The organism is Pseudoalteromonas sp. SWYJZ98 (assembly GCF_015864495.1).
Taxonomy (GTDB): Bacteria; Pseudomonadota; Gammaproteobacteria; order Enterobacterales; family Alteromonadaceae; genus Pseudoalteromonas; species Pseudoalteromonas distincta.
The window spans coordinates 176,349-193,693 of record NZ_JADYXA010000001.1 but is presented as its reverse complement, the minus strand read 5'-3'; the positions used below and the strand labels follow the sequence as shown (position 1 = coordinate 193,693).

The following is a 17,345-nucleotide window of genomic DNA, read 5'->3' as shown; positions in this document are numbered from 1 at the left end:
CACAAAAAAAGGCACACAATAGCTAATGACAGCGCAATTTGAACACGTATCCGTATTAATGGATGAGACCATCGATGCCCTTGCAATTAAGCCAGACGGTATATACATGGATGGTACATTTGGACGTGGTGGCCACTCTGGGCAAATTTTAGCACGCCTTGGTGATGAAGGTCGCCTGCAAGCAATTGACCAAGATCCACAAGCAATACAATCAGCTGAAAAATTTGCTGATGACCCACGTTTTGCAATTGCACATACTCGCTTTTCAAACTTATACGAAGTAGCACAGCAAAACGATCTAATTGGTAAAGTCGATGGCATTTTATTAGACATTGGTGTTTCGTCACCACAATTAGATGACGCTGAGCGTGGCTTTAGTTTTATGAAAGACGGCCCACTCGATATGCGTATGGACCCTACAACAGGTCGCAGTGCAGCACAGTGGTTAGCAGAGGCTGAGTTGGATGATATTACCCACGTAATTAAAAAATTGGGCGAAGAAAAGTTTGGTAAACGCATTGCACACAAAGTACTTGAAGTTCGTGAGCACACGCCAATCACAACTACCAAGCAGCTTGCTGACCTTGTTGATGAAGCTGTACCGGTAAAAGATAAGTTTAAACACCCAGCTACCCGTACTTTTCAGGCTATTCGTATTTACATTAATAGTGAGCTTGAAGAAATTCAAACTGCGCTTCAGTCTGCAGTTAAAGTGCTAAAGCCAGGCGGACGTTTAGTGGTGATTTCGTTTCATTCTTTAGAAGACCGTATTGTAAAACAGTTTATTAGAAAACAGAGTAAGGGAGAAGCATTACCCAGAGGTCTGCCTTTAACTGATGCACAAATAAATAAAAATCTGACGTTAAAAGCAGTGGGTAAAGCTATTAAGCCAAGTGCTGCAGAAGTAGAGCGTAATCCACGTTCTCGTAGTTCTGTACTTAGGATTGCACAGAGGTTGGGATGAGTAAAAAAGCGAGCTATCGGCAACCTAATTTATTCTTTGAAATATTAAAAGGCCTAGGAGCTAATAAGCTAACCTCGGCCTTGTTGGTTGTGATATTCGCTTCTAGTTTAGCTGTTGTGCAAACAACCCACTTAGCTCGTGGCCAACTTATACAGCAAGATCAATTGTTACAAGAACGCGATGAGCTCGATTTAGAGTGGCGCTACTTACTTGTTGAAGAAGAATTTTATTCGCAACATGCACGCATTGAAGACGTAGCTACATCACAATTGAAAATGAAAAGACCTACGAGTCAAGATGAGCAGGTAATAATAGTACAATGAGAAATAGAGGCAAAAAACCAGTCACTAATTTAATCACATGGCGCTTTATGCTGGTGTGTGCAGTTGTGTTTATGGTGTTTGTAACACTCGTATCTCGCGCTGCTTATTTACAAGTAATAGAACCTGATAAAGCACGTTCAGAAAGTGACAAACGCACCGTGCGCGTTGAAAAACTACATGTGCAACGCGGGATGATTTTTGACCGTAATGGTAAAGAATTAGCGGTAAGTGTGCCTGTTGTAAGTGTATATGCTGATCCTAAAGCATTGCACAAATCGCTTGTCTCTAAAGTAATTAAACAAGCACGTAAAAGCGGCGAAGATCATTTATCTTTAGCTGAAAATACCGCTGAGCTTGATAAGCGTACTGCACTATATTATAAAAACGATTTACGCTGGCGTGAGCTTGCAGATGTATTGCGTATTGATCCTAAGAAGATTAACTCTCGACTATTAAACGATCCCTCGCGTCGCTTTGTTTATTTAAAGCGCCAAGTTACTCCTGCTGTAGCAAATTATATTGGCGATTTACGCCTACCAGGTATTCATTTACTAGATGAATCTAAACGCTATTACCCCGCCGGTGAGGTTACCGCGCATGTTATTGGTTTTACTAATATAGACGGTAAAGGCATTGAAGGCATTGAAAAGCTATACGAAAACGCTTTAACGGGCGAGGAAGGCCGCCGCACTATACGTAAAGACGCACAAGGGCGTGAAGTAGAAGTACTTGACGAGCGCGAGCGTGTAGAACCAGAAAGTATAGAATTAAGTATTGACCAGCGAATTCAAGCTATTGCCTACAAAGCTGTAAAATCAGCTGTACTGACTTACAAAGCCACATCGGGCTCAGCTATGGTAGTTGATGTTAAAACCGGTGAAGTGCTGGCAATGGTAAATAGTCCTTCATTTAATCCAAATAACTTAAGCGATGCTGCACCTCATAAGCGTCGTAATCGCGCAATTACAGATTTGTTTGAACCAGGCTCAACTGTTAAGCCTCTAGCCATTTTGGCTGGGCTAGACTACGGCGCCATTCAGGCAGATGACACGATTGATACCTACCCAGGTTGGATGCGTTTAGGTGGTAGTTTAGTTAGAGATACTCGTAATCATGGCGAACTAACACTGCGCGAAATACTAAAGTATTCCTCAAATATGGGGGTTGCGAAGGTTACTCAGTTAGTGCCTAAAGATTACCTTGTTGGCTTATATCAAAAAGTAGGCTTTGGCAGTGACACCGGTACTGGAATGGTAGGTGAAAGCAGTGGTTTGTTTTATCCAAATCGTCGCTGGTCAGACTTTGAAATTGCAACTTTATCATTTGGTTATGCAATTTCGGTAAGTACTGCGCAAATGGCGCGCTTTTATACCATGTTAGGCGCTGGTGGAGTTAATCGACCACTGACTATTTTAAAGCAAGATAATATACCTGAAGGCGAACGTATTTTTAAACAAAAAGACGTAGAAGCCGTAGTCCACATGATGGAAAGTGTATTTGAAAAAGACGGTACTGCTCGCAACATAAAAGTTGATGGGTATCGTGCTGCCGGTAAAACAGGTACATCTAAAAAAGCCGTAGCAGGTGGTTATGGTGATGAATATGTAGGTTACTTTGCAGGTGTAGCACCGGCAAGTAATCCTCGTTTAGCCGTGGTAGTTATGATTAATGAACCTGGTGGTGATGTGTACTATGGAGGTGCCACCGCTGGCCCTGCATTTGCAGAAATCATCTCTAACGCATTAAGAATATTAAACGTAGCGCCTGACAAGGAAGAGGTTGCGTACGTACAAGGTAAAGATAACGATGCGTGATTTAAAGGATATTTTAAAATACATCGAAATAGATGCGCCCTCGCAACTGGTTAAGCATTTACGCCTTGATAGCCGTGAAGTAACGCCAGGTGATGTATTTGTTGCTATTAAAGGCCATACACTTGATGGCGGACAATTTATTAATAAAGCAATTGAAAATGGCGCAATAGCTATCATTGCTGACAGATTATGTGAATTTGAAAGCAGTTTTGAGCCACTGTATTTAGTCTCAGAGCTTGATAAAAAGCTTCCAGAATTAGCTAGTCGCTTTTATAGCCAACCAAGTCAGACTCTTGATTTAATTGGTGTGACAGGTACAAATGGTAAATCGACCACCACAGCAATGATTGCCCACTTAGCACAATTTTGTAGTACTGAGTCGGCTATTATAGGTACTTTAGGTTATGGCCATCCTGATAACTTAATTCCACTGATAAACACAACGCCTTCAACAGTTGATTTACAGCATATTTTGAGCGATTTAAATTCGCAGCATAAAAAGCTGGTAGCCATGGAAGTATCATCTCATGGGTTAGTGCAACAACGCGTTGCTAAATGTCAGTTTAAAGCGGCTGTGTTTACTAATCTTTCGCGCGATCACTTAGATTACCATGGTGACATGGCAAGTTACGGTGATGCTAAATTAATGCTTTTCCGTGATTTTGAACCGCAAGTTGTAGTGCTCAATCAAGATGACTTTCAAGCTGAGCAATGGCTTGAAAAGTATGATTTTAATAACCTAATTTGTTATGGCCGCAAAAACTTAGCTCCTAAGAATGCCCGATACGTTTATTTTTCTGATGTTGAATATTCAAGTAAAGGTATTTCGGCGCAGTTGTCGACAAGTTGGGGTGATATTTCAATTAAATCGCCTCTGTTTGGCGAATTCAACTTATATAACTTAACGGCAGCGCTCGCTACATTACTAGGGCTAGGTTATCCGCTTGAGCAACTAGTTGCTGGTTGTGCGCAGTTACAGCCAGTTGCTGGTCGAATGCAAGCTTTTAGTCAAGCTGGCATGCCAACGTGTGTTGTTGATTACGCCCATACACCCGATGCACTTGCACTTGCATTACAAGCATTGCAGTTGCATGTGCCAGGTGGTGTAAGTTGTGTATTTGGTTGCGGTGGCGACAGAGACAAAGGTAAGCGCGCATTAATGGCGCAAGCTGCAGAGCAAAACGCTAATAAAGTGATTATTACCAGCGATAACCCTCGAACAGAAAACCCTGATGACATTATTGCAGATATAGCAGGCGGTCTAACCCATCCACAAAATGCACATTTAGAGGCAGATAGAGCAACTGCAATTCGTTTTGCTATAGAAAATGCTACAGCTGATGATGTTATTTTGATTGCAGGTAAAGGCCACGAAGATTATCAAATTATAGGCGATAAGCGCATCGACTTTTGCGATCGCCGCTATGTACAAGAACAACTAAAAAAAGCAGTAAGAGGGATAACACAATGATCCCAATGGATTTTGATTGGTTAGCTAATGTGCTAACAACTGATTATCAAGGTGATAATCAACACGTGCTAAATATAAATACTGATACTCGCACAGTGTGCGATGGCGAAGTGTTTTTAGCACTTAAAGGGCCAAATTTTGATGGCCATAAATTTATAGCTGAGGCTAAACAAAAAGGCGCTATAGGCGTTATTGTTCAGCACAAAGTTGATGTAGATATTCCACAATTTATAGTAAGCGATACACGTATTGCACTAGGTACAATTGGCACCGCTGTTATGGCCCAAGTGGCGCCTAAAACAATTGCAATTACAGGGAGTGTAGGCAAAACCACCGTAAAAGAAATGTGTGCAGCAATTTTGTCGGTTCACGGTGATGTATTAGCTACTAAAGGTAATTTTAACAACGATATTGGCGTCCCTCTTACGTTATTGCGCTTAGAGCCTCAACATCGTTTTGCTGTTATTGAGCTAGGTGCAAATCACTTAGGTGAAATTGCTTACACAACGGCAATGACAAAACCAGATGTGGCCGTTGTATGTAATGTTGCAGCAGCTCACTTGGAAGGTTTTGGTAGCTTAATGGGCGTTGCAAAAGCTAAAGGTGAGATTTTTGATGGCCTAAAAGATGACGGCGTTGCCATTGTTAATTGCGATAGTGAATTTAGCCAGTATTGGTTAGATAAACTTGAAGGGCGTAATGTTAAACGCTTTTCTACAACCGAAAAACTAGACATTTGGGCAGAGAACATCACGCTTGATGCCAATGCACGTGCAAGCTTTACGCTTTGCACTAAAAACAAGCAAGTGCCTGTTACTTTGGCACTACCTGGTAAGCATAATATTAGTAATGCACTTATCGCTGCGGCGCTGACCAGTGAATTTGATGTAACCCTTGAAGAAATAGCCAATGCACTTGCCACAATGGGTGATGTAAAAGGGCGCGTTAATTTAATTGAAGTATCTGATTTACTTACCGTGGTTGATGATACCTATAATGCCAATGTTAAGTCAGTAAAGGCTGCGATTGACTTGTTAAGTGATATGCAAGGTCACCGCATTTTAGCACTCGGAGATATGGGTGAGCTTGGTGAAGATGCACGTAAGTATCATCAAGAAGTTGGCGAGTATGCACTTGAACAAGGGATTGATGAGTTATTTACATTAGGCGTGTTAAGTAAATACGCAAGTGATGTGTTTGAACTTCCTAATCGCCACTTTTCGAGCCGCGAACAGATGCAGCAAAAAATTCAAGAAAGTATTAATAAAGTGAATAAAAAAACAACAATAGTAGTGAAAGGATCGCGCAGTTCTCGCATGGAATTATTAGTAACCGATTTAGTTAATGGCCAGCAACAAGCCATCAATGGAGTATCATAATGTTAGTTTGGCTGGCAGAGTATTTAACACAGTATTTTAGTGGTTTTCATGTTTTTTCGTATTTAACGCTACGTGCCATTTTAGGTATTTTAACTGCGTTAATTATGTCTCTTTATTTAGGGCCTAAGTTAATTCGTGGTTTGCAACGTATGCAAATAGGTCAAACAGTTCGCGACGATGGTCCGCAATCGCATTTGTCTAAGTCGGGTACACCGACTATGGGTGGCTTACTTATTTTAGCGGCTATTTTTACAAGCACGCTACTTTGGGCCGATTTATCAAATAAATATGTATGGGCAACACTGTTTGTAATTGGCTCGTTAGGTATTGTCGGCTTTGTTGATGATTACCGTAAAGTTATTCGTAAAGACCCAAAAGGTTTAATTGCTAAGTGGAAGTACTTTTGGCAATCGGTCATTGCATTAGTTGTAGCTACTGCTTTGTACTTTACCAGTGCACAAGCATCTGAGACATCACTTGTTGTTCCATTTTTTAAAGACGTATTACCGCAATTAGGTTTGTTTTATATTGTGCTTACGTATTTTGCCATAGTAGGTACATCAAACGCAGTAAACCTGACCGATGGCTTAGATGGCTTGGCGATTGTGCCAATTATTTTGGTGGCTGCGGCATTGGCAATTATTGCTTACTTAACAGGTAATATTAACTTTTCGGCTTACTTACATATTCCACATTTACCGCTAGCGAGTGAGCTTGTAGTTGTGTGTACTGCCATTGTGGGCGCAGGGCTTGGCTTTTTATGGTTTAACACTTACCCAGCACAAGTATTTATGGGCGATGTTGGCTCATTAGCACTTGGTGGCGCATTAGGTATTATTGCTGTTTTAGTACGCCAAGAGTTACTACTTATTATTATGGGTGGTGTATTTGTAATGGAAGCACTATCGGTAATATTACAAGTGGGGTCGTATAAATTACGCGGACAACGCATTTTTAGAATGGCGCCGATTCATCATCATTATGAATTAAAAGGTTGGCCAGAGCCTCGCGTTATTGTGCGCTTTTGGATTATTTCTGTTGTGCTAGTGCTTGCTGGCTTAGCTACTTTAAAGATTCGATAAATGCAGTATTTAAACGAGATAAAAAACAAACAAATAACAGTGCTCGGACTCGGTGTAACCGGCCTGGGCATTGTGCGTTTTCTATTATCTCATGGCCTCACACCAAAGGTCGTTGATAGCCGAGTAACCCCACCGGGGATTGATTGGTTAAAAGAGCACGCATCAAATCTAGATACCCACTTTGGTAATTTGGATGACGCTGAGCTTTGTTCAAGCAATATGATTATTATAAGCCCTGGGCTTAGCTTAAAAATACCAGCTGTTGAAAATGCAATTAACGCAGGTGTTGAAGTGATTGGCGACGTTGAGTTGTTTGCTCGTATTAATACAAAACCAGTTGTTGCTGTTACGGGCTCTAACGGTAAATCAACCGTGGTTACGCTCGCTTATGAAGTATTAAAAGAAGCCGGCTATAAAGTTGCTTTGGGTGGGAATATTGGCACCGCGGTGCTTGATTTACTCAACGATGATTTTGATGTGTATGTACTTGAGTTATCTAGTTTTCAGCTAGATACCACAACGAGTTTAAAACCCGTGAGTGCAACGGTATTAAATGTGTCAGAAGATCACCTTGACCGATACGACAGTTACCAAGCTTATATAGACTCAAAGCTAAGTATTTATGACGGTGCAGAGCTTATTGTTGTCAATGCCGACGATATTCAAACACATCCAGTTGAGCGCGGTACAACCCCCCTAATCAGCTTTGGTGCTCAACAAGGTGATTACCATTTAGCGCAGCATAATGGCGAAACTCATTTTATGCTTAAAGGCGATGCATTTTTACCTGTTGATACGCTTGCGGTAGTGGGTAAGCACAATTATTTAAATACGCTTGCAGTAATGGCGCTTTTAAGTCCGTTTGAAGTAAGTAAAGCGCAATATAAGAACGCGTTAGGTCAATTTAATGGATTGGCTCATCGCTGCCAATTTGTAGCTGAGCTTAACGGTGTAAAGTATTTTAACGATTCAAAGGCAACGAATGTTGGAGCGACCATTGCTGCAATAGATAGTTTGGCTAGTGATGGTGAAAACCTGATTGTTATTGCAGGTGGCGATGCTAAAGGCGCTGATTTAAACGCACTTAAACCCTACATAGAACAGCATGTAAAAGCATTAATTTGTTTTGGTAAAGATGCAAGTGACTTAGCTGCGATTACCAATAAGAGCTATTTAACTAACAACATGGAAGAAGCCGTTGCTTTGGCCAACGTACTTAGTAGTACAGGCAATATTGTTTTGTTAGCACCTGCATGTGCCAGCATTGATATGTATAACAACTATATGCAACGTGGTGATGACTTTATTCAACGTGTTATGGCAGGGCAACTATGATTGCTTTTGCCGATATAAGAGATGCATTAACACCAAAACCTTCAGGTCAGTTGTATGATGTACCGCTGCTGTACTGCGTAATTATGTTAATTGGTGTTGGTTTTATCATGGTAACCAGCGCTTCAATGCCGACCGCTGAGCGGTTATTTGATGACCCATACCATATTACTATTCGCCACAGCATGTTTTTGGCAATGTCTTTTGTGCTTTTTTGGATAAGTGTTTGTGTGCCAATGGATTGGTGGAAACGATCCAACCCTTATTTATTAATACTAGGCATGGTGCTGTTAATAGCGGTATTGATTGTTGGGCGTGAAGTGAATGGTGCTAAACGATGGATACCTATTGGACCTGTTGGTTTTCAGGTGGCTGAGGCCGCTAAATTATATTTTTTTAGTTATATTGCGGGTTATTTGGTAAGAAAACGCGAAGAAGTACAAGAAAATATTAAAGGCTTTGCAAAGCCAATAGCTGTATTTGCAGTGTATGCGCTGCTTATTTTGCTGCAACCTGATTTAGGCACAGTGGTTGTTATGTTTGTAACAACGGTTGGTTTACTGTTTTTAGCTGGCGCTAAATTATGGCAGTTCTTTGTACTTATTCTAACTGGCGTCGGTTTAGTTGTATTACTGATTATTGTTGAACCATATCGAATGGCGCGTGTTGTTGGCTTTTTAGACCCTTGGGATGATCCTTTTGGTAAAGGTTATCAGTTGGTTCAATCGCTAATGGCTTATAGCCAAGGTGGTTGGTTTGGCCAAGGCTTAGGTAACAGTGTACAAAAACTGCAATATTTACCTGAAGCGCATAACGATTTTATTTTTGCTGTAATAGGTGAAGAACTTGGTTTAATAGGCGTTGTAAGTATTTTAATGGTATTAGCTACTTTAGTATTTAGAGCGTTATTAATAGGCCAACAAGCGCTTAAGTGTGGCAAAGAATACGAAGGCTATTTTTCGTTTGCCATTGGTATTTGGTTTGCATTTCAAACCATGGTGAATGTAGGTGCGAGCGCGGGTATTTTGCCAACTAAGGGTTTAACCCTGCCATTTATTTCTTATGGTGGTTCAAGCTTGTTAATTATGACCATTGCCACGGGCATTTTATTGCGCGTTGATTTTGAAACCAAAATGGCAACCAAACAAGCCACCTCACGTGGAGGCAAGCGATGAGTAAAAAATTAGTAGTAGTGGCTGGTGGAACTGGCGGACACATTTTTCCTGGTATTGCAGTGGCTGATTATTTAAAACAGCAGGGCTGGCAAGTTAGCTGGATTGGCACACCAGATCGAATGGAAGCAAGCGTTGTACCTAAGCATAATATAGATATTGATTTTATTAATGTAAAAGGTGTTCGTGGTAACGGATTAAAACGTCTTATTAAAGCCCCATTCATGGTAGTTAATGCAGTATTGCAAGCGCGTAAGGTATTGAAAGAACAGCGTCCAGATGTAGTACTCGCAATGGGCGGTTATGTTACGGGACCCACGGGAATTGCCGCAAAGAGTTTAGGTATTCCGTTAATTATTCACGAGCAAAACGCTGTAGCGGGTATGAGCAATAAACTGCTAGCTAAGGTGGCTACACGTGTATTAGCAGCATTTCCAAGTGCTTTTGCACAGGGTCAAGCCGAGCTAGTAGGTAACCCAGTTCGCCAAAGCGTTATGAATATAGCCAAACGCGATGTATCAAGCCCTATTAATATTTTAGTGGTAGGGGGCTCGCTCGGTGCACAAGTGCTTAATCAAACATTACCAGAAGCATTTAAAGTACTAAATAATACAGCTCCTATAAGCGTATGGCATCAAACCGGTAAAGGTCATTTATCTACTGTAGAAACAGCTTATAAAATGCATGGCTTTGCGGATGGTAATACAAAAATAGCTGAATTTATTGATGATATGGACGCGGCGTATAGCTGGGCTGATATTGTTGTTTGCCGCGCTGGTGCATTAACTGTTAGCGAAATTGCAGCAGCAGGTAAAATGGCTGTTTTTGTTCCCTTTCCACATGCCGTGGATGACCATCAAACAGCAAACGCACAATATTTAGTGATGGCTAATGGCGCATTATTAATGCCACAAGGGCAGTTTAATAAACAATCAATTGTTGAACTATTAAGCCCATATTTAGCCCAACCTTCATTAATTACTGAAATGGCTACAAATGCAAAAAAACAAGCCATTTTAGATGCCACAGCAAGCGTAGCAACGCACTGTGAGCAAGTAACAAATAAGAGAAAATAAGTGAAAGAAACGTCAGTACAAGAAAAACACACGCGCCCAGCAATGCGCCGAATAGAAACCATTCACTTTATTGGTATTGGTGGAGCCGGTATGGGCGGTATTGCTGAAGTACTCGCTTTTGAAGGCTACCGTATTACAGGTTCTGACATTGCTCATAGCGCTATGACAGATCGCTTAATTAAAGCCGGTGCTGAGGTATTTATTGGCCATCATGAAAATAACGTGAAAGATGCCAATGTAGTGGTTGTTTCAAGCGCGATTGATGAAACAAACCCTGAAATTATTGCAGCTAAGGCCGCAAGAATCCCTGTTGTGCGCCGCGCAGAAATGCTCGCAGAACTAATGCGTTTTCGCCACGGTATAGCAATTGCGGGTACGCATGGTAAAACAACGACAACAAGCCTAATTGCAAGTATTTATGGACAAGCAGGGCTCGATCCAACTTTTATTATTGGTGGCTTGTTAAATAGCGCAGGTAGTAACGCAAAAGTAGGCAAAAGTGATTTTTTAATAGCAGAAGCTGATGAAAGCGATGCGTCGTTTTTACACTTGCAGCCAATGGTCTCGGTGATCACAAATATTGAAGAAGATCACATGGATACTTATGGCGGCAGTCTTGAAAAAATGAAGGACACGTATGTCGATTTCATTCATAACTTGCCGTTTTATGGTTTAGCTGTTGTATGTATTGATTCTGAAGTTGCAGCTGAGCTTATCCCGCGCTTTGGTCGCCCAGTTATTACGTATGGCGAATCGAAAGATGCTGATTATCGCATGAGCGACTTTAGCCAATCAGCTAATACGTGCACATTTACAGTAACTAACAAACAAGGTGAGTGTTTAACTGCCACATTGAATATGCCAGGTAGACACAACGCACTTAACGCAACCGCTGCGATTGCTGTTGCAAAAGATCAAAACATTGCGAATCATGCAATTTTAGAAGCGCTGCAGAAGTTTGAAGGCATTGGTCGTCGTTTTCAGCACTATGGTGAATTTGAAAACGAGCGGGGCAATGTGATGTTAGTTGATGATTACGGGCATCACCCTTCAGAAGTTGCAGCAACAATTGCAGCAGTGCGTGAAGGTTGGCCTGATAAGCGTTTAGTAATGGTATATCAACCTCATAGGTTTTCTCGCACACGCGACTTATACGAAGATTTTGTAAAAATTCTTGCTGATGTAGATCAGTTACTATTGCTTGATGTGTATAGCGCTGGTGAAGATCCTATTGCAGGGGCCGACAGCAAAAGTTTATGTCGTAGCCTTCGCCAACGTGGCAAAGAGCCGCTGCACGTAGCAACAAATGCTGAGCTTGCAGGTGTTTTGGCCGCAAATTTACAAAACAATGATTTAGTATTAACCCAAGGCGCTGGTAATATAGGTCAGTTAGTTAAAACATTAGCTGCAACGGGTATGTCGATAGAAAAACTTAAGCAAGGTGAAGTATGACTCAGGTAAACACACAATTTGGTAAAGTAGCGGTACTGCTAGGTGGTAACTCAGCAGAGCGTGAAGTGTCTTTACGATCGGGTCAGGCTGTTTTAAATGCGCTGCAAAATTGTGGTATTGATGCAATTGCATTTGACCCACAAAGTCGTTCTTTGTGGGAGTTAAAAGAATTAAATGTAGATCGCGTTTTTATCGCTTTGCATGGCCGTGGTGGCGAAGACGGCACAGTGCAGGGTGCACTTGAATTTATGAACTTGCCTTACACGGGCAGTAATGTACTCGGTTCAGCACTTGCTATGGATAAAGTACGTTGTAAGCACTTATTTAAATCAGCGGGTTTAAGTACTGCACCTTATACCGTAGTTGATGCTAAAAAAGGTTTTGATGCTAAAGCCATTATGGATGAATTTAAAAAGGTAATGGTTAAGCCATCGCATGAAGGTTCAAGCATAGGTATGGCGCAAGCAAGTACAACACAAGAGCTTGAAGATGCACTAGCTAATGCATTTAAGTTTGATAACCAAGTACTTGTAGAGCAGTGGATCACTGGTCGTGAGTTTACAATCACGGTGCTTGGCGAGGATGTACAACCAGTCATTGAGATGACGACACCTAATGGCTTTTACGATTACCAAGCTAAGTATCAATCAAATACAACCCAGTATCATTGCCCTGCAGATTTATCAGAGCAAGATACTAAGTACTTACAAGCCATATCGCTAGATGCGTTTGATTTAGTGGGTGCAAGTGGTTGGGGTCGTGTTGATGCAATGCAAGACGAGCAAGGGAATTTTTACCTGCTTGAAGTAAATACAGTACCAGGCATGACTGAAAAGTCACTAGTACCGATGGCTGCAAAAGCGAACGGGGCAACTTTTGAACAATTAGTTGTTCGCATTTTAGAGCAAACGCTTTAATATGCATCCCCTTTTAGAAAAAGCTCAACAACTAAAACAGCAACTTAACTTTAATTGGTCGCTGATTTTTGGAGTGAGTTTTTTTCTGGTTGTAGTTATAGGCTTAGTACAAATAACCACCGGTGTATCTGATTGGTTAGTTGAAAATAAAGATGCTCAAATTAAGCACCTTACAGTGCAAGGGCATCCCAAATACACAGATGAAACGGCAATTATAAAAGCAATTAAAAAAGCCGATTTAAGTAGTTTTTTTGAACTTGATGTTAAGCACGTGCAGCAGCTAGTTCAAGACTTGCCTTGGGTTGCTACCGCTTCGGTACGTAAACAATGGCCTGATACTATACAGGTGTATGTAGTTGAACATGAAGTAGTTGCCCACTGGAATAGCGACTTGTTGCTCAACCAAAGTGGCCAAGCATTTCAAGCCAGCAGCGATAAGTTAGATGATAACTTACCGCAGTTATATGGCCCAGAAGGTAGCGAAGAAGAGGCGTGGGTTGCTTTTAAGCAATTTGATGAAATGCTCAGAGTTAATGGTTTAACATTAACAAGTTTGGCATTATCGGAGCGTTTTTCGTGGCAACTTTGGCTAGATAACGGGATTCGCTTAAATTTAGGGCGTAAAGATAAAGCCAAGCGTGTACAACGTTTTATAGACGTTTATCCACGAATGGAACAACGTGCAGATGCACAAGTAGATACAATCGATTTACGGTATGATACCGGCCTTGCAGTAAGCTTTAAGCCAATGCAAGAAGAACAATTACAAAATAAGAGTAAGGCATGACTAAGTCAGCAGAAAGAAACCTAGTAATAGGATTAGACGTTGGCACCTCGAAAGTGGTTGCCACGGTAGGTGAAATCACCGCAGATAACAAGCTCAGCATTGTTGGTGTGGGCAGCCAAGTATCTCATGGTATGGATAAAGGCGGCGTTAACGATTTAAACTTAGTGTCTGAGTCTATTCGACGAGCAATAGACGAGGCCGAGTTAATGGCTGATTGTCGTATAAGCTCTGTGTATTTGGGTATTTCTGGCAAACATATACAGTGCCAAAACGAAAGTGGTGTGGTGGCAATCAATAACACCGAAGTCACTGACGAAGATATTGAAAACGTAATACATATTGCGCGTTCTGTGCCTATTTCAGCAGAGCGTAAAATGCTACATGCATTGCCACAAGAATACAGCATCGATATGCAAGAGGGCATTAAAAACCCACTAGGCATGAGCGGCGTTCGTATGGAAGCGCGTGCACATATCATTACGTGCTCAAACGATATGGCAAAAAATATCGAAAAATGTGTAGAACGCTGTGGTCTTGAAGTCGATCAACTTATCTTTACTGCACTTGCGTCTTGCTATTCTGTACTAACAGATGACGAAAAAGAGCTAGGTGTTGCAGTACTTGATATTGGTGGCGGTACTATGGATATCACCATTTATATTAATGGCGCACTTCGTCACTCTGCGGTTATACCTGTAGCGGGTAACCAAGTTACTGGTGATATTGCAAAAATATTTCGCACACCTATATCACATGCCGAGTCACTCAAAGTACAATACGCATGTGCTAGTAGCCAAATGGCAAGTAGCGAAGACACGATTGAAGTACCAAGTGTAGGCGGACGACCAGCAAGGTTAATGTCGCGCCATACATTATCTGAGGTGGTAGAGCCTCGTTTTAGAGAATTATTTGAGCTTGCGATGGAAGAAATTCGTCGTTCAGGCTTAGAAGACCAAATTGCGGCAGGTCTCGTTATAACAGGCGGAACTGCTAAAATGACTGGTGCTATGGAAGTGGCAGAAGACATCTTCCAAATGCCAGTAAGAATAGGCAAACCAATCGGGATGGTTGGTTTGACAGACTATGTAGATGATCCTTCGTACGCAACCGCTGTTGGTTTGTTACAATACGGGCGTACCATGCAATCGATGAATGCACAAAAGTCGAAAGCAGAGGATAACAATAATTGGTGGAACCGCATTACTAAATGGTTCCAAGGCGAGTTTTAAGACTCAAGTCGGAGAGTAAACATGTTTGATATAATGGAACAACACAGCGAAGAAGCTGTAATAAAAGTAATCGGCGTGGGCGGTGGTGGCGGTAACGCTGTTGAGCACATGGTAAAACAACAAATAGAAGGCGTGCGTTTTATAGCCGCTAATACGGATGCGCAAGCATTACGTAACTCTGCTGCCGATATTACAGTTCAACTAGGCACACAAATAACCTCTGGGTTGGGTGCGGGCGCAAACCCTGAAGTAGGCCGTAAGTCGGCTGAAGAAGATGCAGATACAATTCGTGCCAGCCTTGAAGGCGCCGATATGGTATTTATTGCAGCCGGTATGGGCGGTGGTACAGGTACTGGTGCTGCACCGGTAGTTGCTAAAATTGCTAAAGAACTCGGTATTTTAACCGTTGCAGTTGTAACACGTCCTTTTGATTTTGAAGGTAAAAAACGTGCAGCAGCCGCTGAACAAGGCATTAATGAATTGTCAGAAATTGTAGATTCACTTATTACAATTCCTAACAATAAATTGCTTAAAGTTTTAGGGAAAGGGACTACACTTCTAGATGCCTTCGCTAAAGCTAATGACGTATTATTTGGTGCGGTACAAGGTATAGCAGAGCTAATTACACGTTCTGGTTTAATTAACGTGGATTTCGCCGATGTTAGAACAGTAATGTCTGCAATGGGTACTGCAATGATGGGAACGGCGTCTGCGTCAGGTCCTGATCGTGCACAAGAAGCTGCAGAAGCCGCTATCTCAAGTCCACTACTAGAAGACGTTGATTTAACAGGTGCTAAAGGTATCTTAGTTAATATTACCGCTGGTATGGACATTGCGATTGAAGAATTTGAAATTGTTGGTAATCACGTTAAAGCACTTGCGTCAGAAAACGCAACGGTTGTTGTTGGTGCGGTAATCGACCCAGAAATGACTGATGAGCTACGTGTAACGGTTGTTGCAACTGGTTTAGGCGGCGATCGTCGTCCACAGTTTGGTATTGTTGATAACGGCTTTAAAAAAGCATCAGGTTCTGATGTTGCAAGCACATCAAACCAAACGAGCAGTATGTACGTACCAAGCTTTGCAAGCCAAGATACAAACACTGAAGAAAATACGACTAAAGAGCAAGCGCAAAGTAAAGAAAAAGCGCCTTCAACGAGTTCAAGCAGTTCAAGTTCTTCAGCGCAAAATAGTAAAAAAGCAGATAAATCAGAAGGTGGTGATTATTTTGATATTCCCGCTTTTTTACGTAAGCAGGCAGATTAATATTTAATAATACTTTTGTTTGAAATATATACAAGTATTGAAAGGCAAAAGGATTTATGTTAAAATCCGCCGTCTAACTGTAACTGATTTAAAAGTGAGCATACCTATGATTAAACAGCGTACGATTGCACAAGTAGTCAAAGCCATAGGAATTGGACTTCATAAAGGTGAGAAGGTCACAATAACTCTCCGACCTGCGAGCGCAAATACTGGGATTGTATTTCGTCGTGTCGACCTTGATCCGGTTGTTGATTTTGAAACAACACCTGAAGCCGTTGGTGATACGCAGTTGTGTACCTGTTTAATTAACAAAGATGGTGTTCGCTTATCAACTACTGAGCATCTTATTGCAGCTGTTGCTGCAATGGGCATTGATAATCTAATTGTAGAATTGGACAGCTCAGAAGTGCCGATTATGGATGGTAGTGCATTACCATTCATATATCTGTTACAAAAAGGCGGAATTGAAGAACAAAACGTTGCTAAACGCTTTATCCGTATTAAAGAAAAAGTACGCATTGAAGAAGATGGTAAGTGGGCTGAAGTTGAACCATATGATGGTTTTCATATCGACTTTGAGATTGCATTTAACCACCCCGCTATCAATGAAAGTCGCCAACGTATTGGGTTGGATATAACAACGCAAAGCTTTATTGAAGAAATTAGCCGTGCGCGTACTTTTGGATTTATGAAAGATATTGAATACATGCATACAAACAACCTAGCGCTAGGTGGTAGCATGGATAGTGCTGTGGTACTTGATGAATTCAAAGTTTTAAATCCTAATGGCTTACGTTATAGCGATGAGTTTGTTAAGCACAAGATATTAGACTGTGTTGGTGACATGTTTATGACAGGTCATAATCTTTTGGGTAAAGTAACTGCATTTAAATCGGGTCATGATTTAAATAATAAATTACTACGTAAAATTATGGCTACAGAGTCAGCATGGGAGTGGGCAACATTTGAAACGCCTGTGACGATGCCTGCACCCGGTCTTGAGTTAGCTCCAGCCTAAAAGCAGTAAAAGAACAGCTCACAAACAGTTATAAAAAATGACGCTAATTAGCGTCATTTTTTT

Annotated in this window: 15 protein-coding genes; all 15 read left to right on the top strand. The window is 41.4% G+C overall.

Annotated elements, in window-relative coordinates; all coding sequences use genetic code 11:
• Positions 1 to 25 precede the first annotated feature (25 nt).
• The 15 genes from rsmH to lpxC all read left to right on the top strand — a co-directional run bounded on the left by rsmH (position 26) and on the right by lpxC (position 17,282).
• Positions 26 to 964, top strand: coding sequence for a 16S rRNA (cytosine(1402)-N(4))-methyltransferase RsmH (gene rsmH, locus I6F10_RS00900; protein ID WP_024606338.1), 939 nt, complete (start codon positions 26 to 28; stop codon positions 962 to 964).
• Positions 961 to 1,287 (top strand): cell division protein FtsL, encoded by a 327-nt coding sequence (ftsL, locus tag I6F10_RS00895; RefSeq protein ID WP_165743104.1) that lies wholly within the window; start codon positions 961 to 963, stop codon positions 1,285 to 1,287. The genes rsmH and ftsL overlap by 4 nt, the downstream gene beginning before the upstream one ends.
• Positions 1,284 to 3,101: a peptidoglycan glycosyltransferase FtsI gene (locus tag I6F10_RS00890; protein WP_002957987.1), complete on the top strand. Its 1,818-nt coding sequence runs from the start codon at positions 1,284 to 1,286 to the stop codon at positions 3,099 to 3,101. The genes ftsL and I6F10_RS00890 overlap by 4 nt, the downstream gene beginning before the upstream one ends.
• Positions 3,094 to 4,572 (top strand): UDP-N-acetylmuramoyl-L-alanyl-D-glutamate--2,6-diaminopimelate ligase, encoded by a 1,479-nt coding sequence (murE, locus tag I6F10_RS00885; protein WP_165743105.1) that lies wholly within the window; start codon positions 3,094 to 3,096, stop codon positions 4,570 to 4,572. Before I6F10_RS00890 ends, murE begins: the two co-directional genes overlap by 8 nt.
• Entirely contained in the window at positions 4,569 to 5,951 is a 1,383-nt protein-coding gene (locus tag I6F10_RS00880; RefSeq protein WP_165743106.1) for a UDP-N-acetylmuramoyl-tripeptide--D-alanyl-D-alanine ligase, read from the top strand. The genes murE and I6F10_RS00880 overlap by 4 nt, the downstream gene beginning before the upstream one ends.
• Positions 5,951 to 7,033 (top strand): phospho-N-acetylmuramoyl-pentapeptide-transferase, encoded by a 1,083-nt coding sequence (gene mraY, locus I6F10_RS00875; RefSeq protein WP_002957990.1) that lies wholly within the window; start codon positions 5,951 to 5,953, stop codon positions 7,031 to 7,033. Before I6F10_RS00880 ends, mraY begins: the two co-directional genes overlap by 1 nt.
• A complete protein-coding gene (murD, locus tag I6F10_RS00870; RefSeq protein ID WP_197098202.1) occupies positions 7,034 to 8,368 on the top strand; it encodes a UDP-N-acetylmuramoyl-L-alanine--D-glutamate ligase in 1,335 nt (444 codons plus the stop codon). It begins immediately after the preceding gene.
• On the top strand, positions 8,365 to 9,540 hold the full coding sequence (ftsW, locus tag I6F10_RS00865) for a cell division protein FtsW (protein WP_024606332.1): 1,176 nt from the start codon (positions 8,365 to 8,367) through the stop codon (positions 9,538 to 9,540). Before murD ends, ftsW begins: the two co-directional genes overlap by 4 nt.
• A complete protein-coding gene (gene murG, locus I6F10_RS00860; RefSeq protein ID WP_165743108.1) occupies positions 9,537 to 10,613 on the top strand; it encodes an undecaprenyldiphospho-muramoylpentapeptide beta-N-acetylglucosaminyltransferase in 1,077 nt (358 codons plus the stop codon). Before ftsW ends, murG begins: the two co-directional genes overlap by 4 nt.
• Positions 10,614 to 12,065: a UDP-N-acetylmuramate--L-alanine ligase gene (gene murC / locus I6F10_RS00855; RefSeq protein ID WP_024606331.1), complete on the top strand. Its 1,452-nt coding sequence runs from the start codon at positions 10,614 to 10,616 to the stop codon at positions 12,063 to 12,065.
• Positions 12,062 to 12,982, top strand: a complete 921-nt coding sequence (locus I6F10_RS00850) for a D-alanine--D-alanine ligase (RefSeq protein ID WP_165743109.1) — start codon at positions 12,062 to 12,064, stop codon at positions 12,980 to 12,982. Before murC ends, I6F10_RS00850 begins: the two co-directional genes overlap by 4 nt.
• Before the next feature lies 1 nt (position 12,983).
• On the top strand, positions 12,984 to 13,769 hold the full coding sequence (locus I6F10_RS00845; RefSeq protein ID WP_002957996.1) for a cell division protein FtsQ/DivIB: 786 nt from the start codon (positions 12,984 to 12,986) through the stop codon (positions 13,767 to 13,769).
• Entirely contained in the window at positions 13,766 to 14,998 is a 1,233-nt protein-coding gene (gene ftsA, locus I6F10_RS00840; RefSeq protein WP_007582937.1) for a cell division protein FtsA, read from the top strand. Before I6F10_RS00845 ends, ftsA begins: the two co-directional genes overlap by 4 nt.
• Before the next feature lie 21 nt (positions 14,999 to 15,019).
• On the top strand, positions 15,020 to 16,264 hold the full coding sequence (gene ftsZ, locus I6F10_RS00835; protein WP_002957998.1) for a cell division protein FtsZ: 1,245 nt from the start codon (positions 15,020 to 15,022) through the stop codon (positions 16,262 to 16,264).
• 106 nt (positions 16,265 to 16,370) lie between these two features.
• On the top strand, positions 16,371 to 17,282 hold the full coding sequence (gene lpxC / locus I6F10_RS00830; RefSeq protein WP_165743110.1) for a UDP-3-O-acyl-N-acetylglucosamine deacetylase: 912 nt from the start codon (positions 16,371 to 16,373) through the stop codon (positions 17,280 to 17,282).
• Positions 17,283 to 17,345: the final 63 nt, after the last annotated feature.